The sequence below is a fragment of the uncultured Pontibacter sp. genome (assembly GCF_947495565.1).
Taxonomy (GTDB): domain Bacteria; phylum Bacteroidota; class Bacteroidia; order Cytophagales; family Hymenobacteraceae; genus Pontibacter.
The window spans coordinates 58,926-84,996 of sequence record NZ_CANLZM010000012.1 but is presented as its reverse complement, the minus strand read 5'-3'; the positions used below and the strand labels follow the sequence as shown (position 1 = coordinate 84,996).

General features: G+C 49.2%; 20 protein-coding genes. 14 read left to right on the top strand and 6 right to left on the bottom strand.

The window, feature by feature from the left end:
* Nucleotides 1-59 precede the first annotated feature (59 nt).
* Complete coding sequence (locus Q1B04_RS15090; RefSeq protein WP_299760235.1) at nt 60-2,249, bottom strand: prolyl oligopeptidase family serine peptidase; 2,190 nt, start codon at nt 2,247-2,249, stop codon at nt 60-62.
* A 233-nt stretch (nt 2,250-2,482) separates the two neighbouring features.
* Between Q1B04_RS15090 and Q1B04_RS15085 the strand changes: the two genes are divergently transcribed.
* Entirely contained in the window at nt 2,483-3,139 is a 657-nt protein-coding gene (locus Q1B04_RS15085; protein ID WP_299760233.1) for a 2OG-Fe(II) oxygenase, read from the top strand.
* Between the two features lie 310 nt (nt 3,140-3,449).
* On the opposite strand, the gene Q1B04_RS15080 is transcribed toward Q1B04_RS15085, so the two are convergent.
* The 3 genes from Q1B04_RS15080 to Q1B04_RS15070 all read right to left on the bottom strand — a co-directional run bounded on the left by Q1B04_RS15080 (nt 3,450) and on the right by Q1B04_RS15070 (nt 6,764).
* The gene (locus Q1B04_RS15080; protein WP_299760231.1) at nt 3,450-4,769 is read right to left on the bottom strand and encodes a hypothetical protein; all 1,320 of its coding nucleotides are present in this window, start codon (nt 4,767-4,769) and stop codon (nt 3,450-3,452) included.
* A 135-nt stretch (nt 4,770-4,904) separates the two neighbouring features.
* Nucleotides 4,905-5,747: a LytTR family DNA-binding domain-containing protein gene (locus Q1B04_RS15075; RefSeq protein WP_299760229.1), complete on the bottom strand. Its 843-nt coding sequence runs from the start codon at nt 5,745-5,747 to the stop codon at nt 4,905-4,907.
* Nucleotides 5,748-5,762: 15 nt separating this feature from the next.
* A complete protein-coding gene (locus Q1B04_RS15070; protein WP_299760227.1) occupies nt 5,763-6,764 on the bottom strand; it encodes a sugar phosphate nucleotidyltransferase in 1,002 nt (333 codons plus the stop codon).
* 220 nt (nt 6,765-6,984) lie between these two features.
* Between Q1B04_RS15070 and Q1B04_RS15065 the strand changes: the two genes are divergently transcribed.
* The 6 genes from Q1B04_RS15065 (at nt 6,985) to Q1B04_RS15040 (ending at nt 14,310) form a co-directional block, all read left to right on the top strand.
* Nucleotides 6,985-7,563 carry a LemA family protein gene (locus tag Q1B04_RS15065; RefSeq protein ID WP_299760225.1) on the top strand — a complete coding sequence of 193 codons (579 nt, stop codon included), beginning with the start codon at nt 6,985-6,987 and terminating at the stop codon, nt 7,561-7,563.
* Between the two features lie 75 nt (nt 7,564-7,638).
* Nucleotides 7,639-8,076 carry a TPM domain-containing protein gene (locus tag Q1B04_RS15060; RefSeq protein WP_299760223.1) on the top strand — a complete coding sequence of 146 codons (438 nt, stop codon included), beginning with the start codon at nt 7,639-7,641 and terminating at the stop codon, nt 8,074-8,076.
* 8 nt (nt 8,077-8,084) lie between these two features.
* Nucleotides 8,085-8,861: a YgcG family protein gene (locus tag Q1B04_RS15055; protein ID WP_299760221.1), complete on the top strand. Its 777-nt coding sequence runs from the start codon at nt 8,085-8,087 to the stop codon at nt 8,859-8,861.
* A gap of 730 nt (nt 8,862-9,591) precedes the next feature.
* Complete coding sequence (locus tag Q1B04_RS15050; protein ID WP_299760219.1) at nt 9,592-9,981, top strand: BlaI/MecI/CopY family transcriptional regulator; 390 nt, start codon at nt 9,592-9,594, stop codon at nt 9,979-9,981.
* Nucleotides 9,978-11,966, top strand: coding sequence for a M56 family metallopeptidase (locus Q1B04_RS15045; RefSeq protein ID WP_299760217.1), 1,989 nt, complete (start codon nt 9,978-9,980; stop codon nt 11,964-11,966). Before Q1B04_RS15050 ends, Q1B04_RS15045 begins: the two co-directional genes overlap by 4 nt.
* A 214-nt stretch (nt 11,967-12,180) precedes the next feature.
* Nucleotides 12,181-14,310 (top strand): T9SS type A sorting domain-containing protein, encoded by a 2,130-nt coding sequence (locus Q1B04_RS15040; protein WP_299760215.1) that lies wholly within the window; start codon nt 12,181-12,183, stop codon nt 14,308-14,310.
* A 64-nt stretch (nt 14,311-14,374) separates the two neighbouring features.
* Here the strand turns inward: Q1B04_RS15040 and Q1B04_RS15035 are convergent, their stop codons facing one another.
* Nucleotides 14,375-14,845, bottom strand: coding sequence for an Hsp20/alpha crystallin family protein (locus Q1B04_RS15035; protein WP_299760213.1), 471 nt, complete (start codon nt 14,843-14,845; stop codon nt 14,375-14,377).
* Nucleotides 14,846-15,723: 878 nt separating this feature from the next.
* On the opposite strand from Q1B04_RS15035, the gene dgt reads away from it, so the two are divergent.
* The 7 genes from dgt to Q1B04_RS15000 all read left to right on the top strand — a co-directional run bounded on the left by dgt (nt 15,724) and on the right by Q1B04_RS15000 (nt 24,845).
* Nucleotides 15,724-17,112, top strand: coding sequence for a dGTP triphosphohydrolase (gene dgt / locus Q1B04_RS15030; protein ID WP_299760211.1), 1,389 nt, complete (start codon nt 15,724-15,726; stop codon nt 17,110-17,112).
* Nucleotides 17,113-17,116: 4 nt separating this feature from the next.
* Complete coding sequence (locus Q1B04_RS15025) at nt 17,117-18,331, top strand: hypothetical protein (RefSeq protein ID WP_299760209.1); 1,215 nt, start codon at nt 17,117-17,119, stop codon at nt 18,329-18,331.
* A 15-nt stretch (nt 18,332-18,346) separates the two neighbouring features.
* Nucleotides 18,347-19,561, top strand: a complete 1,215-nt coding sequence (locus Q1B04_RS15020) for a hypothetical protein (protein WP_299760207.1) — start codon at nt 18,347-18,349, stop codon at nt 19,559-19,561.
* 280 nt (nt 19,562-19,841) lie between these two features.
* Nucleotides 19,842-21,176 carry a pitrilysin family protein gene (locus Q1B04_RS15015; protein ID WP_299760205.1) on the top strand — a complete coding sequence of 445 codons (1,335 nt, stop codon included), beginning with the start codon at nt 19,842-19,844 and terminating at the stop codon, nt 21,174-21,176.
* Nucleotides 21,177-21,297: 121 nt separating this feature from the next.
* On the top strand, nt 21,298-23,385 hold the full coding sequence (locus Q1B04_RS15010; protein ID WP_299760203.1) for a pitrilysin family protein: 2,088 nt from the start codon (nt 21,298-21,300) through the stop codon (nt 23,383-23,385).
* 219 nt (nt 23,386-23,604) lie between these two features.
* Nucleotides 23,605-24,180 (top strand): sigma-70 family RNA polymerase sigma factor, encoded by a 576-nt coding sequence (locus Q1B04_RS15005; protein ID WP_299760201.1) that lies wholly within the window; start codon nt 23,605-23,607, stop codon nt 24,178-24,180.
* A gap of 2 nt (nt 24,181-24,182) precedes the next feature.
* Nucleotides 24,183-24,845, top strand: coding sequence for a hypothetical protein (locus tag Q1B04_RS15000; RefSeq protein ID WP_299760199.1), 663 nt, complete (start codon nt 24,183-24,185; stop codon nt 24,843-24,845).
* A 109-nt stretch (nt 24,846-24,954) separates the two neighbouring features.
* On the opposite strand, the gene Q1B04_RS14995 is transcribed toward Q1B04_RS15000, so the two are convergent.
* A complete protein-coding gene (locus tag Q1B04_RS14995) occupies nt 24,955-25,863 on the bottom strand; it encodes a DUF72 domain-containing protein (RefSeq protein ID WP_299760196.1) in 909 nt (302 codons plus the stop codon).
* Between the last annotated feature and the right edge of the window lie 208 nt (nt 25,864-26,071).

Here is a 26,071-nt window from a genome sequence, read left to right as displayed (position 1 = left end):
CGCGCCACCTGAAACAGGAAGCGCGGCTAAAGTATAAATGGCAGATTTATACTTGGGTGTTACTGGTTTTGCTGGTACGGGTTTATGCCCATGTTTTTATAGATGAACGCATAGGTATCGGCGTATTCTTGGATTACGAGCGAGGTTGGCTTACCGGCACCGTGGCCTGCGCGCACATCCACTCTAATTAAGTATGGGTTGCCCGGTGCGCCTTTGTCCTGCAGCTCAGAGATGAACTTGAACGAGTGCGCCGGCACTACGCGGTCGTCGTGGTCGGCGGTTTTCACCAGCGTAGCTGGGTATTTTACACCTTCCTTGATGTTGTGCAGCGGCGAGAACGTATAGAGATTTTTAAACTGCGCCTCATCGTCCGAAGAGCCATACTCCGGCACCCAGGCCCAGCCAATAGTGAACTTGTGGAAGCGCAGCATGTCCATCACGCCCACGGCAGGAATGGCTACTTTGGCCAGTTCCGGGCGTTGCGTCATGAAGGCGCCTACCAGCAAACCACCGTTAGAACCACCGGCCACGGCCAGTTTCTCGGAGGAAGTATACTTCTGGTCGATCAGGTACTCGGCTGCCGCGATAAAATCATCGAATACGTTCTGCTTGTTTGGCGTCATGCCGGCTTTGTGCCAGTCTTCGCCGTACTCACCGCCGCCTCGCAGGTTTGGTAGCGCGTATACGCCTCCGTTCTCTAGCCACAGCATGTTGGCAATGCTAAAGCTTGGCGTCAGGGAGATGTTGAAGCCACCGTAGGCATACAGGTAAGTCGGGTTAGTGCCATCCAATTTCAGGCCTTTCTTGTGCACGATGAACATCGGCACTTTAGTGCCGTCCTTGGAAGTATAAAACACCTGCTTCGTTTCGAAGGCATCGGTATTTACGTTTACCTCGGTTTTGCGGAACTGCGTTACTTTGTTGTTCACCACATCGTAGCGGTAAATGGTTGGCGGGTAGGTAAAGGAGGTGAAGGTGAAGAATACCTCTTTGTCCTGCTGCTTGCCGCTAAAACCACTCACGGTGCCCAGCGTTGGCAGCTCCACGGTGTTCAGTTGCTTGCCGCTTTGGTCGTATACTACTACCTGGCTGGCTGCGTCTTTCATGTAGGTTACAACAATGCGCCCGCCCACAGCCGACACGCCCTGAATCACGTTCTGCGACTCCGGCACCACGGTTTTCCAGTTCGCTTCCTGCGGGTTTTTCGGGTCGATCATCACCAGGCGGTAACGCGGCGCGTTCTTGTTCGTCATCACCAGCAGCTTATCGCCGAAGTTATCCACCACGTTGTACTCGCTCTCGAAGTTATCCACCACAGGTTTGATGTTAGCCTTGGCGTCTTTCAGGTCTTTAAAGTATAAGGCATTGGCCCCGCTCGCGCCCTCCGACACGTTCAGGATCAGGAAGCGCTCATCGTCTGTAGTCTGGCCGTAGAAGTTGCGCAGCGCGTTTTTCTTGTCCTCATACACTAGTTGGTCCTGGCTCTGCGGCGTGCCAATCTTATGGTAGTATACTTTGTGGTACTCGTTCTTATTGGCCAACTTATTACCCTCGGTCGGGGCATCGTAGCGGCTGTAGAAGAAGCCGTTGCCGCTCCAGCTCGGGCTCGAGAACTTCACCCAATCCAGCTGGTCATCCAGCTTTTTACCGGTGGCGGTTTCCATTATGTGGTAGGTGTTCCAGTCGGAGCCTCCGCTTGATGTGCCGTAAGCTACATACTTGCCATCTTTAGAAAACTGCAGGGCAGTAAGCGCCACCGTGCCGTCAGAGCTCAGCTTGTTCGGGTCGAAGAACACCTTTGGCTCGGCCTCCAGGCTCTCCTGCACGTACAGTACGCTCTGGTTTTGCAAACCATCGTTCTTAAAGAAATAGTATTTGCCGCCCTCTTTAAAAGGAGCGCCATACTTCGGGTAGTTCCAGATTTCGGTCAAGCGATTTTTTATGTCGTCGCGGAACTCGATGCTGTTCAGGTAGCCCTGCGTTACCTCGTTCTCCTGGGCAATCCACTCGTCCAGCTGCTCGTCGTGGGTTTCCTGCCAGCGGTAAGGGTCAGCCACCTGGGTGCCGAAATAATCGTCTACGTGGTCTACTTTTTTTGTATTCGGGTAATCTAATGCTGTTGCCTCTGCCGAGGCCGTTGTTGTTGTTTCTGTGGTCATGCCAGTGGCAGTTGTATCGTTTTGTGTTGATTTGCAAGCCGACAAGGCCGAGAGGCCGCCAGCCAGCATAAATACGGTTGTCTTTTTCATAATGGCCAAGCCAGTAGTTTGTTTAAAGTTTATACTTGCGCATCTGCTCCAACAAGATACAAAAAATCAGCTAAAGTATGGTTTTGCTGCGCTTGTAGCATTAAAAATCATACTTCCGAAGCCTGAAAAAATTATTTATCCTGCCGGAGCGCCATAAGTATACAAGCGATGTGTTTAGCGGTTACTTTTGCACGCTTTTCTCCTGAACCTGAGCAAAGTATAGCGTTTTACAGATGATTGAAGAAGTTTTAGAGGACAGCCTGCTCCTGAAGTTTGAGCAGATCGCCGACCGCTTGTCCGATAAGGGCTATGCTATTATAGATAATTTCTTGGAGCCGCAAGAGGTGCGCGACCTGCTGGAAGTGCTTACGCACCACAAAGAGCAGGGCACGTTTAAGAAAGCCGGCATTGGCTCCTCGGACCAGTTTACTGTGGACAAGGAGGTGCGCGGCGACTTTATCCGTTGGATTGAGCCCTCGGAGGCGCTGCCACCCACGCAGGTGTTCCTGGACCGCATGCATGAGGTGATGCGCTACATTAACCGCACCTGCTTTTTGGGCCTTAAGGATTTTGAGTTTCACTTTACCGTATACCCTCCGGGCACAGTATACCAGCGCCACATCGACCAGTTCAAGGAAAACGACCACCGCCGCCTGTCCTTTATCTGTTACCTGAACGAGGACTGGCTGCCCGAGCACGGCGGCAACCTGCGTTTATACTTGCCCCAAGAGGACGGCTCTGAGGAAGAAGTAGACATTCTGCCAATAGCTGGCCGCTTGGCCTGTTTCCGCGCCGACCTCATCCCGCACGAGGTGCTGGTAGCCACCCGCAACCGCTACAGCCTCACCGGCTGGATGCTGGACCAGTTGAACGAGCTGACGTTTTTGTAGGACAACCATTGCCGATACAATTTAAAACTCCTGTGTTGCCCCATTTTAGGCAAGCACAGGAGTTTTTTATGCACGTGGATCCGGTATTAAAAGCCTGCAGTAGTACAGTGGTTTTTCCCATATTCTTCCCATCCGGCTTTAAGTTGTGTTTCGTGATAAGCTAAGGAATATTGAAAAGAACTATAGGTGGTGCGTTGTCATGGTATGCCACAAGTTCAGGATAGCCCGGGAGCCAGTTGGTAATAAGCGAAATTTCAACCACGAGGTACCAGTTCAGTAAAGTAGGCTGTATGTTTCAGCAATTTTATATTTACAGCAAGGTTTTGATAGGGGTTAAAGCTTTTGAGTTTCTAATCAGGACAACATACTGGCATGCCTGGGTAATGGTAGGGTTTTCGGCATCGGGTTTAATCCCTTGGTTCGGAATCAAAATAGTGGTCTCAGCTAAACGGGAAGATGTTCGGTAAGGAGAGTTTTCGGCATCTACTTTAAAAATTGTAATGGAGTTTTTCTTCGTCACTGCCTTCAGGTCTTTGATACCATCTACAAAAACAAGGGGGCCATCATTATTTACCCAGGTCGTGTTAACATAAGCATTCCCTTTATTAAGGGCCTCCGGCATCATTCGTGCAGGTATCATGTTCTCGCTGTCATTAGCCAGGATATTTATAGACACCACTTTCCCTTTAAACGGTGACTCGTTATACTTGAGTAAAGCAGCAAAAGGCCTGAAACCATTGTTTACCGAAGTCTGAAGCGTGTGAAATATGCCCCACATGCCATAAAACTGCTCATTTTGCAAGTTGTTTATAGTTGTTAGGCTGGCCATGTTCAGAAACATGACACTGTCTCTTTTTACTTGGTCGTGCCGATAAGCCAGGTTTTGCAAAATATGCTGCACTTCTGTTTGCCCTGATGCCATGTACTCTTTTAAGGGCTTTCCCATATCCGTTTCCTGCATCAGTCTGGATGCGAATGCCGGAAGCATTTCTGTTGTATCCGCATCATTTTGCACTAACTTAGTCAGAGAGTCCAGTACTATCCCTTCCTGCTTGTTTTGCAGTAATTCACCCAGGTGACGTTTTGTAACCGCTATGTCCTGTATCTTATCTACACCAAATATTCTGATCTTTCTATCGTCAGGTAGCGACTTATTCAGATCATATATTTTCTGCAGCTTCTGATAGAAATTCTGATTGCCCCATTGCGCGTTCTGTTCGACCCAGGTTTGGAATACATACCTTAGCAATGCTTCGTCTCCCGTGCGCAGGTACTCGTTCAAAAAGTGCGCCTGACTGTAGTCTACTTCTGCCAGGTAGTACTTAAGTCCTAGTGTTTGGTTCAGGTGCTTTAACAGCTCGAAGTCCAACTCCTGCGGCATTGCATATCCGTGCACTTCGCCTAGCAGGAAAACCTTATTCGCATAAAATGTTTCATCAAATATCCCAAAACGATTATCTGCCCCTAACCTTACTTCCTGCATGTTCTTTTTAAGGTAAGCCTGATGCTCTGCGCTTTCTCCGCCAACTGCATACAGGGCAAACGCTAAGTAACCTATTGTTGCAAGCAGCAACAACGCAAAAGGGAGGATCAAGATAAACAGCCCGATTTTTTTCAGTGTCTTTTTCATAACAGGTGTGTTTTAGATTTCCCGAAAGGTATAAACCCGTAAGACACCCGGTTACAGAAAGGGCTGACTAGCAAACATAAGGGACGTTTATCAAGCACCAGGGGCGAATGATAAGCTTTTGGGGCGAATGGCTTTTTAAGAAAGCTGGTTTAGAACAGAGGAATAGGAACGGGAAACCGGAACGGGCTCATTCAGCGCATCAAAATGCAGCTTATACCCTTGTGCATTGCCCGTTACTTTGCCTACCTGGTTCAGGTTGACAATATAAGAGCGGTGGCACCGGACGATTTCAGTTGCATTCAACTGACCTTCCAACCGACTTAGACTACTGCGCAGCAAAGTCTTCTGCAGCTCCTCATTTTCATGGTAAAATACAGTACAGTAGTTATCGCTGGCGGCAATGTAGAGCAAGCTACCGGCAGGTATTGTTAAGGTGTCTTTCTCGTTTTCTGCTACCAGCCTAAGTATAGCTTCATCAGCAACAACTATAGCTTGCGGTTTTGCCGGCTGAATGGGTGCGCCATACTTATGCAAAAGGTAAGCATAGTTCAGAAGTATAAGTATAACCGCCGGAAACGCACCAACCATAAAACATACCGCTACCATATAAGTGATCTGCATCAGCGAAAATGGCATGAGCCCGGCAAAGTATCCATACACCACACAGAAAAATCCGGCCAGTACAAAACCTGCCATATTGCGTAAAATTTCCTTCCAAATCGTCCAGCTGCGTTCGGTAAAGTATGTTTTATAAAGCCTTTGGGTAATTGCAAAATCAATCAAATTAACTGCTACAGCTACCACCCCATAACCTGCCAATATTACGTTTTTGTAAGGGTGGTGCCAATTGTAGCTGCCAAACGGCTGAAACACGATAAGGATAAACGAGATGAGGAAGCCTGAGAGCAATGCTTGTAAAAAAGCCCTGGAAAAACGCGGGTCGCGGGAAGGGTAAGGCTGGCTAAGTAACGAAAACATAAACGCTGCTAAAGTCTACTGCCCAAAATTGATCTCGGTGCTATCGCCAATATTCAGGCTGTGGCTGAAGCCTTTGAAGGAGGCATCGCTGCCGATGATGGAATCGTGCATGACGGCAAACCGCAGCTCCGAGTAAGAACCGATAATAGAGTTGCTCAGCACGCAGTTGGTTATGTTCGTATTATCGCCAATAGCCACGTTAGGCCCGATGATAGAATTTGTAATGATGCAGCCCTCGCCTATACTTACCGGCGGAATGATGATGCAACCCGGGCAGAGCCTGCTGTAGTCACGTTCCCGGAATTTAGGGCGGCTTAGCAAAGTAGCATTGGCTTCCAGCAGGGTTTCCTTACGGCCGCAGTCAAACCAATGGTCTACGCTCCAGGGCACCATTTTCTCGCCGTTCTTAATCATGTGCATCAGCGCATCGGTCAGGTGGTATTCGCCTTGCGTGCGGATATCCTCAGTAATGATGTGCTGCAGCGAGGCGATAAGCTTTTGCGGCTGCATAATTTTGTAAAGCCCCACCAGCGCAAAGTTAGACTTCGGAATTTTTGGCTTTTCCACCACCTTGGTCACAAATTCGTCGTTGCCCATTTCGGTCACGCCGAACAGCGAAGGTTTCGCCACCTTCTTTACACCCAGCACCGAATAAGGAGCCTCGATGATGGCTTTCAAATCCACATCCACAATCGCATCGCCCAATATAATCAGTATGCTTTCTTCCTGCTCAAACGTGTGGCGGGCTACCCAAAGGGCGTGCCCAAGACCTTCGCGCGGCTCCTGCACCACAAATTCGGTTCTTGCCTGCGGGTACTTTTGCCGCACGTAGCGCTCCACCTTCTCACCCAGGTACCCGATAATGAAAACAAAATCAATGACACCCGCATCCAAAAGCTTATCTATGATGTGGCCAAGTATAGTATTATCGGCCACAGGCACCAGCGATTTAGGCTGCGTGTGCGTGTGCGGCCGAAGTTTAGAACCAACGCCTGCTACAGGTATAATTGCTTTCATAAACTATACTTTTCCTGCAATATATTGATTTTACACTGTAAATTAAAGATTAATCAGTCTAAAAAGGATGTGGCTGCCGGCTCTATTACAGGTATCAAAGGATAGTGTTACATTAATTTTTAAACAATTACCGCCTTCTTCTAACATGAGTTTGCTAAATTCGTACTGATATGGCCTCAAAGGCCGAGTAAAGCGTATAGCAAATCATATACTTAAAACCATGAAAAGACTGTTTTTTTACCTTATTGGATTTGTAATTTTAGCTTCCCAATCATCTTGCGGCTACAACACGATGGTTGAGAAAGACGAAACTGTGGAATCGCAGTGGGCCAATGTGCAGAATGCCTACCAGCGCCGCGCCGACCTGGTGCCAAACCTGGTGAATACCGTAAAAGGAGCTGCCAACTTTGAGCGCGAAACCCTTACAGATGTGATTGAGGCCCGCGCCAAGGCTACCAGTGTCAACATCACCCCGGATAACCTTACCCCAGAGAACATACAGCGCTTTCAGCAGGCGCAGGGCGAGCTGAGTGGAGCTTTAAGCCGCTTGCTTGTTTCCGTAGAAAGATACCCGGAGCTAAAAGCCAACCAGAACTTCCTGGAGTTGCAGGCACAGCTGGAGGGCACCGAGAACCGCATTTCAGTAGAGCGCCGCAAGTTTAACGAGACGGTGCAGGACTATAATTCCTATATCCGTTCCTTCCCGCGCAACCTCATCGCCGGCATGTTCGATTTTGAGAAGAAAGGCTATTTCGAGGCAGATGCCGCAGCCCAACAGGCCCCAACGGTAGAGTTTTAAATTGCTGATTATTAATTGTTGATTGCTTTACGAGTATTTCAACAATTAATAATTACCTATCAACAATCAAGCTTTATGCCTAGAGACACAATCACCCCGGCCGATGAGCAGCATATAATTGCAGCCATAAAGGATGCCGAACAGAAAACCTCCGGTGAAATACGGGTGCACATAGAAAGCAACTGCGAAGGCGATGTACTGGACCGCGCCACAGAGGTTTTTGCCGAACTGCACATGCACCAGACGGAGCTCCGCAACGGTGTACTGTTTTATGTAGCCCTGGAAGACCATCAGTTTGCCGTACTTGGCGATGCGGGCATCAATGCCATTGTGCCAGATCATTTCTGGGAGGATATTACCGCAGAGGTGATAAAGCACTTCAAACAGAAAAAGTACGCCGATGGGCTGGCACGCGGCGTACGCATGGCCGGAGAGCAGCTGCAGGCGCATTTCCCTTATGACCGTCACGGCGACACAAACGAACTGAGCGACGATATCTCCTTTGGAGAATAAGCATACTTATGAAGCACCTATTCCTTTTCCTACACTTCTGTTTTCTGAGCCTTATAGCCTTTGCGCAAAGCAGTGATTTTCCGCCTAAGCCCAACCGCCTGGTAAATGACTATGCGGACATGCTTACCCCGCAGGAGGAGCAGGCGCTGGAGCAGAAGCTTGTCAACTATTCCGATACTACTTCCACACAAATTACGGTGGCCTTGCTAACCTCTATCGGTGGTTATGACCCTAACCAGTATGCCGCAGAGCTAGGCGAACTTTGGGGCGTAGGATCCGGAAAGTATGACAACGGCATAATGATACTTGTAGCGAAGGAGGAGCGAACAGTTACTATACAAACCGGCTACGGGCTGGAAGAGTACATTCCCGATGCCATTGCCAAACGCATTACAGAGCGTACCCTGAAACCAGCTTTCTCGCAGGGGCAGTTTTACCAAGGCATCGACCAAGCCACTACTCTGATTATCGAACTCGCCAGTGGGGCTTACCAAGCTGATCCTTCAGAGGTAGGAGAGCGAGGCGAAGGAGGCCCATCACTGATTTTCATCATCGTCATTGTTATACTGGTGGTATTTATACTTTCCAGAATGGGTGGCGGAGGCGGCGGTGGCCGTGGCGGCAGACGCTATGCCCGCACTTTCGGCGGACCTGTTATTGTGCCTGGCGGCTTCGGCACCTTCCGCTCTGGCGGCGGCATGTTTGGCGGTGGCGGTGGCGGAGGAGGCTTCGGCGGTTTTGGCGGAGGAGGCTTCGGCGGTGGCGGCGCCAGCAGCAGTTGGTAGTATGAAATCTAAAAGTGTGCTGGTGGCAGGAGTAAAGTATAAGCTTTGCTGCTGCCACTTTACTATTTGCCAAGTCTAACAACGCTTTCTTAGCTAAGGAAGTGAATTTGTATTTGCTTAGGCCAAGTACAAGTTTTGTAGTGGCTAGCAATAGCAGCAGATGCAAACCCACCCCTAGCCCCTCCCGAGAGGGGAATCTGGAAACGATTGTCATCCCCCTGCGCCTTCGAAAGGGGACTTTGGAAAGCTCCGTCAGCTTGTATCATCCAACCATCCCTAACCCCTCCTTGGCTAAGGCGGGGAACTCTGCTGAAGCTCCGTCAGCGGTGACTATCGAAAACTGATCCCAGCCTTTGGGTTGAGCGCCTTCTATATTTACTGTTTCGATTCAGCGAAATTGCGACGCAGGAGCAAAGGAAATGTAGGCAGCGCGACGCCCTTATCAAGGGCCCCTACCCCCAGAACGAGGCCTCCCGGCCCAGAGGGAGCCAAAGTATAAAATGAAACAAGCCGCTTGTAAAGCCGTGGATAAACAGCAGCTACAAAGTACACCTTGTTTCTAGTTGTATAAAGCAGCAGCGCAGAATGCCCATTAAAAATAATTCCCCAACTAAAACCTCTCTCTATCACCAGTAACTACGAAAAAAATCGTAAATACATTTCTTATTACGAAACTATTCGTATATACTTGCAGTACAACCTTGGAACAAAGCATAACTACATCAACCTTATGGCCTTACCGCAAATTCCGAAACCTACCGAATCAGAGCTGGAGATACTACAGGTGCTTTGGCAGCACGGCCCAAGCACAGTACGTTTCGTGCACGAGGAGTTGAGCAAATCCAAAGATGCCGGCTACACCACTACCCTCAAAATTATGCAGCTGATGACGGAGAAAGGCATGCTGGCGGCTGATAAATCGAGCCGATCACACATTTTTAAGCCACTGCTGCAGGAGGAGCATACACAGCAGCAGCTGTTAAACCGCTTCTTAGATACAGCCTTCCGGGGTTCGGCCAGCAAACTGGTCATGCAGGCGCTCGGCAACAGCCGCACATCCAAAGAAGAACTTGACGAAATCAGAAACTTGTTAGATAAACTGGAAGGAGGTACCAAATGAATTTAATTGAAAACCTGATGCCAGAGGCACTGGTAAGCGCGCTTGGCTGGACCTTACTGCACGCCCTGTGGCAAGGAGCTTTTGTGGCACTGCTCCTGAGCCTGTTGCTGGTGCTGATGCACCGCCAACCGGCCCGCGTGCGCTATGCTGTGGCCAGCTCGGCTATGCTGGTGCAACTGCTGCTCTCTATAGGTACTTTTGCCTACTATTTTAGCAAACCAGCGGCTGTTGCTGCGCCGCAACAAAGTATGGCTATAGCAGCTGTAGTGCCAGCTGGTATTATAAATGCATCATTTTGGGCTGATCCGTTGGGCATAGCGCAAGTATACTTTGAGCAGCACCTGCCGCTGCTGGTAACCGTGTGGCTGCTGGGCCTGTTGCTGATGGCCTTACGCTTTACAGGTGGCTTGGCTTATACACAGCGCCTGCGCCATTACAAAACCTCAGCCTTGAGTGAGCAGTGGCAACAAAAGCTGCACATGCTGCAAAGGCGTATGGGTATGCGGCAGGCAGTACGGCTGGCGGAGTCTGCGCTGGTGCAGGTGCCCATGGCCATAGGCGTTGCCAAGCCTGTGATTTTGCTGCCAGTCGGAGCGGTTACCGGCCTTACACAGGCACAAGTGGAGGCCATACTTGCCCATGAACTGGCGCATATCCTACGTAAAGATTACCTGCTAAACCTGCTGCAGTTGGTGGTTGATATGCTGTACTTTTATCATCCGGCTATGTGGTGGGTGTCTGGGGTGGTGCGTGCCGAGCGAGAGCACTGCTGCGATGACGTGGCCGTGGCCCTCTGCGGCGACTCCATCACCTATGCCCGTGCCCTTGCCGAATTGGAGGCGATGCGTATGCCAGCCGCACCAAGTATGGTCGTTGCTTTTTCGGGGCAGCGCGGCTCCTTGATGAATCGCATCAAACGCCTGGTGGGGCAGCCGCTGAAGCCAACCTTTACCGAAGGCTTTGCCGCTGGTCTGGTGCTGGTGGTAGGCTTGCTGGCCGTGTCAGTTGGGGCAATGGCGGAGCGTAAGCCTCTGGAGGCTCAGAAAAAAAACACACCTATAATAGAGGCAGCAGCTGATGCCGAGGCGATGGATGAAACCGCCACAGCAATAAGTTTTGTAGCGCAGGATACTACAGGCAATAGCCGCAATGTCGTGATTATCACCAACAAGAAAGGCAAAGTAAAGCAGCTGTACGTAGACGGTAAGCGCATTCCTAAAAAAGACATAGACAAGTATAAGACGCTGGTAGACCAGCGCCTGCAAATAGCGGATAATGCACCTAAAGCAAATCGTGAGGAGGTGGAAATGCTGCTGCAACAGGAGCGGGAGGCCCTAGCCCAAGCTAGGGAAAATGTAAGAGAAGAGCGGATCATTATAGAGCGTCATGCTGGAGATGGCGTTCCGCCGCTGCCACCTGCACCGGGTATGCCTCCACTGCCACCTTTGCCGCCTCAGCCTGCTGTACCAGCGCCGGGACTTGCCCCTCCTCCTCCGCCAGCCCCGCCTGCACCGCCGGTTGGCGCGAGCAAGAAAGAGCAGAAAGCATATGAGCGGGAAATGGAGCAGTACAAAGAGGAAATGGAGCGCTACGAGCAGGAGGAAGAGCAGGCCATGAACAGGTTTGAACGGGAAGTAATTGTTAAGCGTATAGCCCAAGACAGCCTGAGACACAAAGAGCATATGATCAGAAACCACCAAAGAGCCGCTGAAATGAAAGCCCGCCAAGAGGCGCGGCAGCAAGAAATGCAGGCCCGCAGAACCGAGATGGAAGTACGGAGAGCAGAAATGCAGGAGCGACGCCAGCAACATGCCGAAAACATGCGCCAGATGAAGGAGGAGCTCGTGAAAGACGGGATAATAGAGAGCGACAGCAGCAACCTGAACATCCAGATCAATAACGGGGAACTGTCCATCAACGGTAAAAAGCAGCCGAAGGAGGTGTATGAGAAGTATAAAAAGTGGATGGAGCCTAACAGGAGGTAATTAGCCCTGCAGTATCTTATATATGCATAATGCGTAATAAAGCCTACCTTTAAAGTTGATAAAGGTAGGCTTTATACTTTTAACTGCCTGTCGGGTTATACTTTATATATTATATTCACATCCCTGCATAGGTTAAATTGCGTAAATAAACGTGCCTGCTGCAAGGCTATCCTAAAAGATTATTTTGAAACCATCATCACCCATACATTTCTTTATGGCTAAAATGCTACCTCCACCCCAGCCATGGCTGCGTACTGCGCATACACTGCTGCTCCTCTTCCTGTTTTCTTCCCTCGCTTTTGCCTCTGATACCCAGCATATGTTGCCGCTAACGCTGCAGGAACGTGTGCAGCAGTCTGAGATGGTGATAGAAGGCGAAGTGGTGCGGCAGGAGTCTTTCTGGGACACTCGAAAAGAAAATATCTATACTTCCAGCATTATTAAAGTATACAAATCTTTTAAAGGCGAGGTACAGGCCGAGCAGATTGAAGTAATAACCGAAGGAGGCACCGTAGGCCTTAAGAAACATGTGTTCTCTACGGCGCTTAAACTAAAACCCGGGCAGCAGGGCATATTCTTCCTGAAACGCCAGCAGATGCTGCAGCGAACTCCCGGCAACACAGCCTTTAGCACCCGCGCCTACGGCAGCGAGCAGGGTTTTGTGCGGTACGATGTGGAAAACCGCACAGCCAATGGCGTTTTTGAAAACTACAGTAGCGTAAAGGAACTATACGATGCCGTAAGCAGCAAAACGGGCCAGCAGTTCCGGACTATCTCCGAAAATCAAAAGCTTAAGGCCGCATCTGTGCAGGATGCGCAAAAGCAGGAGCAAAGCACTATGGCACCGATTGTCACCACCTTCTCACCGACTGTGGCCAGTGCAGGCACAGGCACCATACTTACTATCAACGGGACTGGCTTTGGCAATAGCCGCGGCAACGGTTTTGTGGAGTTCAAAAACGCCGACGATGGCGGACAGACGTTCGTGAGACCGCTTCCTTCAGAGTATATTTCTTGGAGCAACACCCGCATCAGAATGTACATCCCGTCGGTAATGCAGGATGACGGAACAGCGGGCTCCGGCCCAATCCGGGTAACTACAAACGATGGAAGTTCTTTTACCTCTGCCATACCTATCAGGCTGGAGTTTGCCTACTCTAACATTGATTTCGACAACAAGTCTTTCCAACCCATACTTACCGACCAGAACGGTGCCGGCGGTTATACTATATTGTTTTCAGAAAGTATGGATAGCAGGCTGGCTGCCAAAGAGGGCTTTCGCCGGGCGGTGAATACGTGGGTATGCGTATCGGAGGTAAACTGGACGCTGGGCGGGCTTACTTCTATCAACTCAGCCTCTGACGATGGCTCTTCTGTGGTACGGTTTGCGTCGCAGTCTACAGTAGGTGAGTCGGTGCTGGCGCGTACCATTAGCCGTTACGAAGGCTGCCGCAGCCTCATAACCGACGACACGCTGTTTTGGGTATCAGAGTTTGATATGGAAATCAACAGCGAAATTAACTGGCAGTACGGTCCAGGAGGGCCAGGCGGGCAGCAATTCGACTTTGAGACTGTTATGCTACACGAGCTAGGGCACGCGCACCAACTGGGCCACGTGATTATACCGCAGGCTGTGATGTACTATGCTATCGAGTTTGCCCGTTTGGAGCGCGACCTGAGCCAGCTTGACATAAACGGTGCGGAATTGGTAATGGCCACGAGCACCGGCGAAAATGTTTGTGAGGTGCCGCCCATACAGCCTAACACGAACGGAGAGTGTAACCTGGCACCCGAAATCCTGACCGTAGAAGCAGATTTTACTACGTCTAATGCCGTGCAGGTAGAGTGGACTACCCGTGAGGAGCAGGATGTGGACCGCTTTATTGTACAGCGCAGCCCTGACGGCGTATCGTGGGTGGATGTGGGCACTGTAGACGCAGACGGGCCAAGCAACACAGACCTGTTTTATACTTTTACGGACCCAGACCCGCTGCGCGAGCAGTCATACTACCGGTTGGAGGTGGTATACACTAACAGGGAGAGCAGTTTCTCTCCGCGCGTGGTGGTGGTAAACCCCGCCGATATTCGTGTGCTGCGTTATTTCCCGAACCCAGTAGCCGGCGAAAACAGCCAGCTCACGCTACGGTACCTGGTAAGCAGCAGCGTAAAAATGGAAGTGCAATTGTACAGCGCCAAAGGGCAGGAGGTAAAAAACTACTTGCTTACCTTTAGCTCCGGCACCAACTCCTACACCATTGATCTGGATGGGCTGGCAGCTGGTATTTATTTCCTGCGGTGGCAGGAAGGCAGCAGAAGCGGCACAGAAAGGATTCTGAAACAGTAAAGCATAAAAAAGGCAGGGCCGGGAATTTACTTCCCGGCCCTGCCTTTTTTAACCTGTTGCTCTGTTACTCAATATTGATTTTGCGGCGAGGGCGCTCCTGCTCCTTGCCTTTTGGCACTGATACGTGCAGCACGCCATCCTTATAGCTTGCTTTTATATCCTCTTCTTTCACTGACTCAGGCAAGCGGAAAGAGCGGCTAAACGAGCTGTAGTTATACTCCCGGCGGGTATAGTTGTCCTGCTCATCTTCCTTTTCCTCCTCCTTCTCAGAGCTGATGGTCAACATCCCTTCGTTCACGTCTATGTTGAAGTGGTCTTTTTTCATACCAGGAGCAGCGACCTCAATATCATAGCCTTGCTCAGTTTCGCGGATATTGGTGGCCGGCACGTTAGACATCATTTGCTGGCCCATGCGCGAAGGCATACCCCAGAGGTTATTGTCGAAAAAACGATCTACATCGCTGAAGAAGTCAGAGAAAACAGAACGTGCCGGAGCCATACTTCCTCTGTTTCTTCTGGTTGTTAAGTTTGCCATGGTTATTCCTCCTTCTAATCTAAAATCATACAACAAAATGCCTTTAAGTGATAAGTTATTGGCTTTTATAATTTTTTACGCACCCAAATGGCATACGTTGTAGATTACGCAAACTGTTGACACATAGAATTTTGATACTCACTTAAAAAAACAGAAGCTTGATAATAGCAGGTGTTAGAGATGCTTAGCTCCGGCTGCACATCAATTACGCAGTGGGTTTTTAAAATAAAAAAGGCAGGCAACATGCAGTTGGGGGACTGTCTGTTGCTTGCCTTTGGGGGGGAAATGGCATTTGCAATACCGCAATGTACACATGGAAGATGTTATCTCAGTATGCTTGCCACAGTATAAGTTGTTTAGAGCGAAGGGTTTTCTAGCTTGGAAGACGTGTACGATGATGCAAAAATGCGCTGCCTATCTCTGTAACACAAGGTATTTATTGTTCGTTTTGTGACATGGTAAAATATATGCTTTGCTCAGGTCACTCATCTAAAACCGCTTTTCGTAGCTATAAAGCGGGTTTTATGCATTATGAAACCAGGCAGTTTGTTACATTCGACTTAGAAAAAAAATATGTTACGCCATTATTTTTTTGAGTACAGCTAGAGTTATGGAAACCTGTAGTGGGATTATCATAGGTATAAACTTATATTTGAAGTGGTTGATAAGCCTGTTTGCCAAAGTATAGTCTTGGATCAGAAGGCAAAACTTTCAATTGGTAGTTGCCACGAGGGTTATAATTATTTGGCTATCTGCAGGCTTATCCAAAAAATGCTGTTTAAGTTAATACCCGTTTTATACATTTATACTATCGCTTGGGCTTTGCTTTCTTCAGAAACGTGGTGGTGAGCCTTTAACCGAGCTGATTCATACTTCCTATGCCACATACCCTCCCCTCCTGGGATAAACTTATCTCCAAAAAAAGATTTGAGTCAATTGGTTCAAAGTATACTTCTGATGAATCGGTGCGGGGTGAGTTTCAGCGCGACTACGACCGCATTGTGTTTTCATCGGCTTTCAGGCGGCTTCAGAATAAAACGCAGGTAATGCCCATGCCCGAAAGTGATTTTGTGCACACCCGCCTCACGCACAGTTTGGAGGCATCGGTAGTGGGCAGGTCGTTGGGGCGCATTGTGGGCAAGAGCATTCTGGAGCGCCACCCTGAGCTGGCCGAGGACAAGAACATACAGGAAGCGGATTTTGGGGATGTTGTGGCGGCTGCCTGCCTGGCGCATGATATCGGCAATCCGCCTTTCGGCCACTCCGGCGAGGATGCCATTTCCTCATACTTCCTGAGCGAGGAAGCGCAGCCATACTTGCAAAACCTAACGGAAGCCGAAAAAGCCGATCTGCAACGCTACGAAGGCAATGCTGCGGGCTTCCGGGTGCTTACGTATACTTACCCTGCCCACTGCAAACTGCCTGACGACGTGAGTCACAGCGGTCTCAGCCTAACCTTTACTACGCTGGCCACCTTTACCAAATATCCCAAAGAGTCGCTGCCGGTGGTGGAGAACACCAAAAATACCAGCGAGAAGAAGTATGGGTTTTTCCAGACAGAGAAAGCCTGGTTTAACACCATCGCCAGCGAGCTCGGCTTGCTGCAAAAAGGAACTGCCGGAGAGGTGTTTTACCATCGCCACCCGCTGGCTTTTTTGGTAGAGGCCGCAGACGACATCTGCTACCGCATCATCGATTTTGAAGATGGCCTGAAACTGGGCCTTGTGCCGCAGGAGCAAGGTATAAGCCTGCTGCGCCAAATCCTGAACGATAATCCGGGGCGCAAATCAAGTCTGACGTTTTACGACTGGCGCGAGGAAATCGGGTACTTGCGGGCGCGCATCATTGGCAAACTGATCGAAGAAACCTCCGCGCTCTTTCTGCAGCACGAAGACGAAATCCTGGCCGGAATCTATGATAAGCCGCTAATTAACGAATTGGCCTGCAAGCCTATACTTGATCAGATAAAAGATCTCTCTATTAAGCTGATTTACCAGAACAGGCCGGTGCTCGAGATCGAGGCCGCAGGGTTTGAAGTGTTGGGTGGCTTGCTGGATGCGGGCATCAAAGCCGTATTTAAGCCAGAATCTAAGCACCACCGGAAGCTTGCGGCGCTTATCCCGCCACACTACCTGCAGCTCCCCCAAACTGCCACCGATTACGAGCGCATCATCCACATCACCGACTTCGTAACCAGCCTCACCGACCAGGCCGCACTGGGGCTTTACCGCAAAATTAAAGGCATTGAACTGCCTCGGATGTATTAAGGCGATGCTGAAAAATAAACTGATAAGAGCGGATTTATATCTGCTGGTGCTGTTTATTGCCTATTGCGTGGCTGTGGTCTTACGTGTAAGCATCGAAGGGACAGGCTATACCTCCCCCGATTCTGAATACTACATGGAAGCTGCCCGAAGTTTAAAGAGTGGAGAGGAGTTTATTATTCGGGATTTATACGGGCTGCATACGGGGCAAAAAAATGCTCGCGTTCTGTTTACCGCATGGCCAATAGGTTATCCAACTCTAATTGCAATTATAACGTGGGTGAGCGGCCTTAACTTGTTTTGGGCTTCCAAAGTTTTAAACCTAATTTTTGCAGGATTGGGCTTTCTGCTGCTGCGCCATATAAACCGAAGGTACTCTTTTGTACTTGCTTCTATCTACGGTGCATTTACAATTATAGAGATGTACTCCTACACATGGTCGGAGTGCGTTTTTATGTATGGATGCCTGCTTTTTACCTTCTTGATTTACAAAGTATATGTCAGCGGTAAACCTTCCCTGATTTATGCTTTATTGGCTGTAGCGGCTTTTATGTTTTTGGTCCGCTATATCGGGTTTTTCGCGGGTGGTGTAACTTTGCTTCTTGCTATAATAACCTGGTTTGAGCAACGAAGGCGCGTAAGCCGACATTTGTTCATCGTCTTTGTGCTGAATGTGATTTTCGTATGCGGCTATGTCATGCACAATCACTATGCAGCGGGATATAATACTGATGCGCAAAGACTGACGGAAGATATGGGAAGCCCGCTTAAAGTTCTTTGGATGGCTATAAAAGGGCTGATGATTGAGCTGTTCATCATCCGGAACTATTATTTGCGGGGCATCCCCGGAGGTCTTACCATTGCCACTGCCTTGCTTCAAGTCACAGTAATCGGTTATATCAGATCAATTTTGCGGCAGCAACGTGAGGCTGTAGCCGTAGCCGTAAAGGGAAATATACTTTCGCATACGGCTGTAGTAGTCGCTCTGGCGTATTTGGTAGTTCTTGTGTTTTTGAGAAGCATATCACAGTTTGACCCACCTAACTACAGGCTGCTTTCTCCTTTTACTATATTGATGCTTTTTGCATTGGTAAACTACATTGTCGCGCTTCCAGACCAAATAAAAGGTGCGGTTCGTGCCAAGTATGTTATTGCGGGCTTCTTTATTTTATCGCTGTTACTTAATTTGCCGAAGAAATTCCTGCTCTCACAGCTCCTGTAAGATCTCCTGCCACTTATGCCATACTTAGAAATCAAGAAGAGCTTTAAGCCTGATATTCTTTTGCTCCTGCTGTATATCACTATGGCAGCAATCATCATCTTCAGAGTAAACGTGCACGGCTCTGGCTACCTCAGCCCTGACTCAGAAGCTTACCTTGGTTTGGCCCAAAATTTAAAAGAGGGGCACGGGCTTTATACGATGAGCGCAGACGGAATAGGGAGATACTATTTTTCAACCTGGCCGGTAGGCTATCCTGTGCTCATTTACCTGTTCTCAGAAATAAGCACGTTGGATGTCTACTGGTCGTCAAAAGTGCTGAACCTTATTTTCCTGGGTTGTGGCTTTTTGATGCTACGGCACTTAAATAGGCCTTATGCATTTATACTTGCCTCCGTGTACGGGGCCTATACTTACATGGAAGTATACAGCTTTACCTGGTCAGAAGCACCCTTTCTGCTGGGTATACTTATACTTGCCTACCTCGCTAACCAGGTGTGGCTAAACGTAAAAGTGAACCGAAATATATTGCTTATCTGCCTTACATGTATATGCCTGTTTCTGATCCGTTATATAGGAGCTTTTTCTTTTGGCGTGCCGGCACTGCTGGGGCTGTATCTTGCATTCAAACACAAGTATAAACTTAGTATAAAACTCTTTCTGGCGGCTATTGTGCCCGCCCTGTTTGCTGGCGCATATCTGTATAATAACTATCTGCAAAGTGGCTTTAGCACCGGCTTCGACAGGCTGGATGGCGAAACAGAAAGTGCTGGCGTTTTTGTAGTGATGCTGCTGAAAGGCCTGCTAAACGAGTTCCTCATCATCCGCGAGTTCCGATTGCAGAACCAGCCAGATTACCTGTTTTACTTTACAACAGTAGTACAGCTGCTGCTGCTGGCTTTTATTACTATGAAACTTAAGAGGCATTACGCGTTCTGGCAAGACCTTAAGAAAAATAGCTTCCCGCTTATTTGCGTTGGTATTGGTATTTTATACTTTCTTGCTGTACTGGTGCTGCGCTCCGTCTCGCACTTCGATGACTTGGATTACCGACTGCTCTCCCCGCTGAGTTTTCCAGTTTTTATAGGTATAATCTATACTATAGTTACACTGCCGGATAACCATAAAGATGTAGTGCAGGCGAAGTATGCTGTTTTAGCTCTGTTCTTGATTTCCTTACTTCTAACGGTGCCTAAAAACTTTGTCGTTAGTCAGGTGCAGCAGCTGTTTTAATCACACTTTGTATGGCAGCTTAATCTAATGCGTAATCACTTTTTGGCGATACTGCAGTTATACTACTCAGCGTTGCCACACGCATATTTTCTGCTATTCTGTTCGTCTACAAAATCAATAGGTTTGTCCGGCACAGGGCTTGTTTGGCCGAAACATAAAGTATGCATGGCGCTAAAACTGGCAAATCCTCCAGATTAGAACTAAATTTATACTTTGTAGCATATCATCTGCAAACCGGCTATTGGCCATTTTATATTCTTATTTAAACAACTTAAAAAGCATGAATCGCAAGTTATTAATTTGCCTCTTGTGGTGTGCCGCCAGTCTTTCGGCGATGGCACAAAGCAAGGGAAACAAGATCGAGTTCACGGAGTACACGCTCCCGAACGGCCTGCACGTGATCCTGCACCAAGACAAGTCTACGCCCAACGTGGCAGTTTCGGTGCTGTACCATGTAGGTTCTAAAAACGAAGTACAAGGGCGCTCAGGCTTCGCACACTTTTTTGAGCACCTGATGTTTGAAGGCACCGAGAACATTGGCCGCGGCGAGTACAGCTCGCTGGTACAGAAAGCTGGTGGCGCACTTAATGCCAATACTTCCTTCGACCGCACCTATTATTATGAGCTGTTGCCATCTAACCAGGTGGCTTTGGGCCTGTGGCTGGAAGCGGAGCGTATGAAGCACGCTAAAGTAGATGAGGTTGGCGTGGAAACCCAGCGTAAAGTAGTGCAGGAGGAGAAGCGCGAGCGCATCGACAACCAGCCGTACGGCTCTATGGGAGAAAATGTGTTTGCCCTTGCCTATGAGAAACATCCATATAAAACCATGCCCATTGGCTCTTTTGAGGATCTGAATGCCGCGAGCATTGAGGAGTTCCGTGACTTCTACAAAACGTTTTACGTGCCGAACAACGCCACGCTTTCCGTAGCCGGCGACATTGATATCGAGGAAACCAAGAAAACCATTGAGAAGTATTTCGCGGGTATCCCGAAAGGAACAAAAGCTATTCCGCGCCCGGATGTGGTAGAGCCGAAGCAGACAGAGGAGCGCCGCAAAACAGTGTATGACAACATTCAGCTGCCAGCTGTTATTCAGGCATATCATATTCCGGCACAGGGCACGGATGATTACTACGCCCTTTCTTTGCTGACAACGCTGCTTTCTGGTGGCGAGAGTGCCCGCTTGCCAAAAGCACTGGTAGATAAGCAGCAGAAAGCCGTGGCAGCCGCCTCTATCCCCTTTCCTACCGAAGATCCAGGCCTTTTCATGACCTTTGCCATTGCCAACATGGGTGTGGAAGTAGACGACCTGGAGCAAGCCATGAACGCAGAGATTGAGCGCGTAAAAACAGAGCCGCTGACAGACCGTGAGTTTCAGAAGCTGCGCAACCAGGTAGAAAGCAGCTTTGTGCAGCAGAACAGCACAGTGGCCGGCCGCGCCGAGAGCCTCGCCAACTATGCCGTATACTTCGGCGATGCCAACCTGATCAACACGGAGTTGCAGCGCTACCTGAACGTGAAAAAAGAAGACATCCAGCGTGTGGCCAAGGAGTACCTCACCAAAAACAACCGTGTGGTGCTGCACTACCTGCCAAAGTCTGCTCAGCCAAAATAGATGTTAGATTATAGACACAAGATATTAGACGCTGGACTTACGCTTATGATGTAATAAACAGATTACATTACCTGAAGAATCTTATGTCTTGCTACTTGTGTCTTTTTAAAATAGAACAATCATGATAAAGAAAATATATAGTGCCGCATTTCTGGCCCTGGCCCTGATGTGTGTAATGCCAGCTCAGGCGCAGCAGTCTACACCGCCGCCGCCCGGCCCGGCCCCGAAAATAGAACTCGGCGATTACGAGCATTTTACCCTGAAAAACGGGCTGAAAGTATACGTGGTAGAGAACCACAAACAGCCGGTAGTGTCGATGTCTTTGGTGTTGGATAGAGATCCGATTTTGGAAGCCGATAAGGCCGGTTATGTGCAGGCCGCCGGACAGATGATGCGCACGGGCACCACCAACCGCACCAAAGACCAGTTCGATGAGCAGGTAGACTTTATCGGTGCGGACCTTGGTTTTTCTTCCACGGGCTTTAACGCCTCTGCCCTGAAGAAGCACCTGCCAACCCTGCTAGACCTGACCACCGATGCGCTGCTGAATCCGAAATTTACGCAGGAGGAGCTGGATAAGATTAAAAAGCAGATGAAGGCCAGCCTGGCCCAGTCTAAAGATAACCCGGACGCTATTGCCAGCCGCACCCGTAACCTCGTGCTCTACGGCAAAGACCACCCTTACGGAGAGCTGATGACCGAGGAAACAGTGGATAACATCACGCTGCAGGATATCCAGAACTACTATAGCACATACTTTAAGCCGAACATCGGTTACCTGGCCGTAGTAGGCGACGTAACGCCGAAGGAGATGAAAAAGCTGCTAAAGAAGCAGTTTAAAAACTGGGAGAAAGGCGATGTAAAAGAAGTAAACTATACGCTGCCAACCAAGCCAGAGCAAACGCAGGTGGTGATCGTGGATCGCCCGAGCGCGGTGCAAAGCTCATTGGTGCTAACCAACCCTGCCGACCTGAAGCCAGGCGCTGAGGATGCAGTGGCCGCCCAACTGATGAATAACATACTTGGCGGCGGCATGGATGCGCGCCTGTTCCAGAACCTGCGCGAAACCCACGGCTATACCTATGGCGCTTACTCCGCTATCAACAACGATGAGATTCTAGGCCGCTTTAATGCCACTGCCAACGTGCGCAATGCCGTTACCGATAGTGCCGTGGTCGAGTTTATGAATGAGTTGTCGAAAATCCGTGACCAGCGCGTTACCGAAGATGAACTTCGCGATGCGAAAGCCTATGTGATGGGCAGCTTTGGCCGCGGCCTGGAAAACCCGGCTACCGTGGCAGTTTACGCTATCAACACGGCCCGCTACGGCTTGCCAGAGGACTATTACCCGAACTACCTGAAAAAGGTGGAAGCGGTAACTGCCGATGACGTGCAGCGCGCGGCGCAAAAGTATATCAACCCGGACAAAATGTACGTGCTGGCCGTGGGCAATGCCTCCGAAATAGCCGATAAGCTAAAGAAGTTTGATAAAGACGACAGCCAGATAATGTACTACAACACTGCCGGCGAGAAAGTAGACCGCAAGGCAATGGGTGTTCCGGCGGGCTTAACGGCAGAAAAAGTTATTGCTGACTATGTTAAAGCTATCGGCGGCAAGGCGAACATCGAGAAGCTGAAGGACATCAGTATTACCAGTAACGCCACTATTCAGGGCATGACGCTGGTGTTTAAGCAGCAGCAAAAAGGCAACGATAAGTTTGCCGTGCAGGTGCTAATGAACAATAACCCGATGCAGCGTGTGATCATCAACGGCGGCAAAGGGAAAATGGAAGCGCCCATGCAGGGCGTTAACAAAGAGATGACTGCCGAAGAGTTGAAGACGCAAAAGCTGGAGGCAAACCTGTTCCCGGCGCTGCAGTACGATAAACTCGGCATCAAAACCAAGCTGACTGGTGTAGAGGATGTGGATGGCGCCGAGGCGTATGCCGTAGAGGTTACGCAGCCAAACGGCCAGAAAGCCACGCATTACTTTGCTAAAGACAGCGGCCTGCGCCTGAAAGAGGTGAACAGCCTGGAAACGCCGCAGGGCGTTATCACACAGACTAAAACCTACGGCAACTACAAAGAAGTAAGCGGCGTGAAATTCCCATACATGGTGGAAACCGTGGTTGGCCCGCAAACAATCAAAGCCGAGGTACAGACCATTGAAGTAAACAAAGGCCTCAGCGACGATACGTTTAAGCTGTAGTTTTCTTGAGGTAAAAGACGCAGGGTATAGCGTACAAAACTCATACTTGCTAATATAGAAGCGGCTGGCTCTTTTGGGTCAGCCGCTTTTTGTTTTATGGCTTATGGCAAGTATAAAGTATAGCACAGCAGCTCGTTTGGATTGTTTTTCTTCACACCGATAAAGTATTTACCGTTGGCTGTGAGATTATCAGCTTGCTTGCGAATAATAAGTTGAAGAATGATGCGGCCAGCGCGGGTGCTAGCAAAGTATAACTATAGCCTGGATCAGACATGCGTTTTTACGATGGTACAGAAAAGAAATAAGATAGCATTCGAAATGGTGATTGAGGAGAACCAGGGTATTATTTATAAAGTGGTAAATACCTACTGCCCCCGCCCCGACGAGCGCGAAGACCTGGCCCAGGAAATTATGCTGCAGCTCTGGAAAGCGTTTGATAAGTATGACACGAAGTACAAAATCTCGACGTGGATGTACCGTGTGGCGCTAAACGTGGCGATCTCTTTTTACCGCAAAAACCAGGCACGGCAACACCTGCGCATACCGATACAGGAAACCGTGACGCACCCTTCCGAAGAAAACCCGGAAAGCCACGAGCAGCAACTCGCCCTGCTGGACCAGTTTATACTAGAGCTGAAGGAGCTGGACAAAGCACTGATGCTGCTTTACCTGGAGCAAAAAGGGCAGCAAGAGATAGCGGATATTCTGGGTATTTCTGTATCCAACGTGTCTACCAAAATTGCCCGCATCAAAGACAAACTAAAGCAAAGATTTTTAACCCATAACGATTCATAAGTATGAAAAAGGACGAGTTACTGGAATTACTGAGCAGCTACGATCACAAGATCAGCCAGGCAAACGCTATCTCTCTGCAAGCAGTTGAAGGGCTGCAGGTTCATAAATCAAAATCAGTTTTAACAGGGCTTCTGTACCAAAGTGTGGCAGAATTGTTAATCGGGGTGGCTGTAACTGTTTTTCTGGCGCTGTTTATCTACTATAATCTAAGCAGCATGAGCCTTGTGGTTGCCGCTGCTATTATTATGGTTTTTATAGTCATAGCTATCTCAGGCTGTATCCGGCAAATCATACGTATCAACCAGTTCGACTATTCGCGGAGCGTTTCGGAAAACCAGCAAATGCTGGCCAGTTTGCAAGCCCATATCATCACGTATCTGCGTTTATCCGTGCTACAGCTGCCTTTATACTTTGCCTACATAATGATTGGGTTTAAAGTGATTTTTGGAGTGAATATCTGGCAGGTTGGAGATACTAGCTGGCTTATTAGCCAGGCGATTTTAAGTATACTTTTTGCGCCGCTTGCCTGGTGGCTGTACCGCAAAATCTCTTACAAGAACCTGCACATCAGTTGGGTTAAACGTGTGGTAGCTGCATCCGGCGGAAAACATGTAACCCAAGCGATGGCTTTTTTGCAGGAGATAGATAGTTTCCGGAAAGGCTAAACGGGCTTGAATGCACCGTTTAATGTGAAAGTGCATGATCGGAGCACCTATCCACCGAATCCATACTTGTTTTCCACATTTCTGTGGAAAACAAGTATGGATAAGTATGTTAAAACAGCTCCCCCTGCACAGGCTGTACAAACTTCATTGGCGGCTTCAGGTCAAAGCCGCATACTTTGTTCAGGCGCTCCACTAAGTATGTTTCCAGTTCCGGGGCCAGTGTATTGTCGGGCTCGTGCACAAAAAAGTATAGCTGGCGCAAACCGTTATCAAACCACTCTTTCAGGCGCTCTACCCAGGCATCTATTCTGGTATAATCGGTTGGGTGCAGGCCGTTGCCCACAAACCGGATCATGGCCGAGGGCGTGGTCAGTCGCATGTGCAGTACATCGCGGCGCCCGGCCACATCGGTTAGCACAGTGCCTGCCTTATACTTCTCCAGCACCGCAAAAAGCTCCTGGCTGGCATCCGCATCGGCAAACCAACCCTCGTGGCGTAGCTCAACGGTTATCGGTATACTTTCAGGGATAAATTGCAGAAACGCTTCCAGGTCGGGCAGTTGGCTTGGCGCAAAGTATGGCGGCAGCTGCAGAAAGGCTTCGCCCAGCTTATCCTCTAGCCCGGCAATGGCTTCGCAAAAGGCTGCGGTTACATCCTGGGTGCTGCGCAAAGCCGCCTCGTGGCTGATGAGCTGCGGAAACTTGGGGCAGAACTTAAAGCCGTGCGGCACGGTGTTTCGCCAGCGGTCGATGGTGTCGGGGCTGGGGATGTGGTAATGCGTGCTGTTGAGCTCAATGGTGCTGAACTGCTTGCCGTACCACAGCAGCGACTCCCGCTCCGGCATGCGGGCCGGGTAGTATTTGCCAACCCAGGCTTTGTTCACCCAAACCGGCAGGCCAATGTATACCTGCGGCTTCCCATCTGTTTTAAACTGCTGCAACAGCGGCAGTGTATCGGGGTGGTTTGGGGGCAGCGTAAAGTCTACGCGGCTGATGTCAGGTAGCTTTCCAAAATCCATACTTTATACTTTAAATTTACTGTACGTACATCGCACGGGCAGCGGCGCGCCTGCACGTGTCTTCGGCTCCGTCTTCTTCCAAATTAGATGAAATCAGGGCGAAAACCGCTTGGCCAGGAAATTTTTTTTAATTATTTTTTATAGGCTATAATCTATATCTGCCATGCATGAAAACATAGCCATACGTGCTTTAATAAGCCATTTCTGC

Coding starts and splice junctions, on each gene's coding strand:
- Q1B04_RS15035 (WP_299760213.1), bottom strand. CDS start 14,845: ATGGCAAACTTAACAACCAGAAGAAACAGAGGAAGTATGGCTCCGGCA.
- Q1B04_RS15090 (WP_299760235.1), bottom strand. CDS start 2,249: ATGAAAAAGACAACCGTATTTATGCTGGCTGGCGGCCTCTCGGCCTTG.
- Q1B04_RS15020 (WP_299760207.1), top strand. CDS start 18,347: ATGCCATACTTAGAAATCAAGAAGAGCTTTAAGCCTGATATTCTTTTG.
- Q1B04_RS15025 (WP_299760209.1), top strand. CDS start 17,117: ATGCTGAAAAATAAACTGATAAGAGCGGATTTATATCTGCTGGTGCTG.
- Q1B04_RS15000 (WP_299760199.1), top strand. CDS start 24,183: ATGAAAAAGGACGAGTTACTGGAATTACTGAGCAGCTACGATCACAAG.
- Q1B04_RS15055 (WP_299760221.1), top strand. CDS start 8,085: ATGAAGCACCTATTCCTTTTCCTACACTTCTGTTTTCTGAGCCTTATA.
- Q1B04_RS15050 (WP_299760219.1), top strand. CDS start 9,592: ATGGCCTTACCGCAAATTCCGAAACCTACCGAATCAGAGCTGGAGATA.
- Q1B04_RS15070 (WP_299760227.1), bottom strand. CDS start 6,764: ATGAAAGCAATTATACCTGTAGCAGGCGTTGGTTCTAAACTTCGGCCG.
- Q1B04_RS15065 (WP_299760225.1), top strand. CDS start 6,985: ATGAAAAGACTGTTTTTTTACCTTATTGGATTTGTAATTTTAGCTTCC.
- dgt (WP_299760211.1), top strand. CDS start 15,724: ATGCCACATACCCTCCCCTCCTGGGATAAACTTATCTCCAAAAAAAGA.
- Q1B04_RS15075 (WP_299760229.1), bottom strand. CDS start 5,747: ATGTTTTCGTTACTTAGCCAGCCTTACCCTTCCCGCGACCCGCGTTTT.
- Q1B04_RS15040 (WP_299760215.1), top strand. CDS start 12,181: ATGGCTAAAATGCTACCTCCACCCCAGCCATGGCTGCGTACTGCGCAT.
- Q1B04_RS15085 (WP_299760233.1), top strand. CDS start 2,483: ATGATTGAAGAAGTTTTAGAGGACAGCCTGCTCCTGAAGTTTGAGCAG.
- Q1B04_RS15005 (WP_299760201.1), top strand. CDS start 23,605: ATGATGCGGCCAGCGCGGGTGCTAGCAAAGTATAACTATAGCCTGGAT.
- Q1B04_RS15080 (WP_299760231.1), bottom strand. CDS start 4,769: ATGAAAAAGACACTGAAAAAAATCGGGCTGTTTATCTTGATCCTCCCT.
- Q1B04_RS15045 (WP_299760217.1), top strand. CDS start 9,978: ATGAATTTAATTGAAAACCTGATGCCAGAGGCACTGGTAAGCGCGCTT.
- Q1B04_RS15015 (WP_299760205.1), top strand. CDS start 19,842: ATGAATCGCAAGTTATTAATTTGCCTCTTGTGGTGTGCCGCCAGTCTT.
- Q1B04_RS14995 (WP_299760196.1), bottom strand. CDS start 25,863: ATGGATTTTGGAAAGCTACCTGACATCAGCCGCGTAGACTTTACGCTG.
- Q1B04_RS15060 (WP_299760223.1), top strand. CDS start 7,639: ATGCCTAGAGACACAATCACCCCGGCCGATGAGCAGCATATAATTGCA.
- Q1B04_RS15010 (WP_299760203.1), top strand. CDS start 21,298: ATGATAAAGAAAATATATAGTGCCGCATTTCTGGCCCTGGCCCTGATG.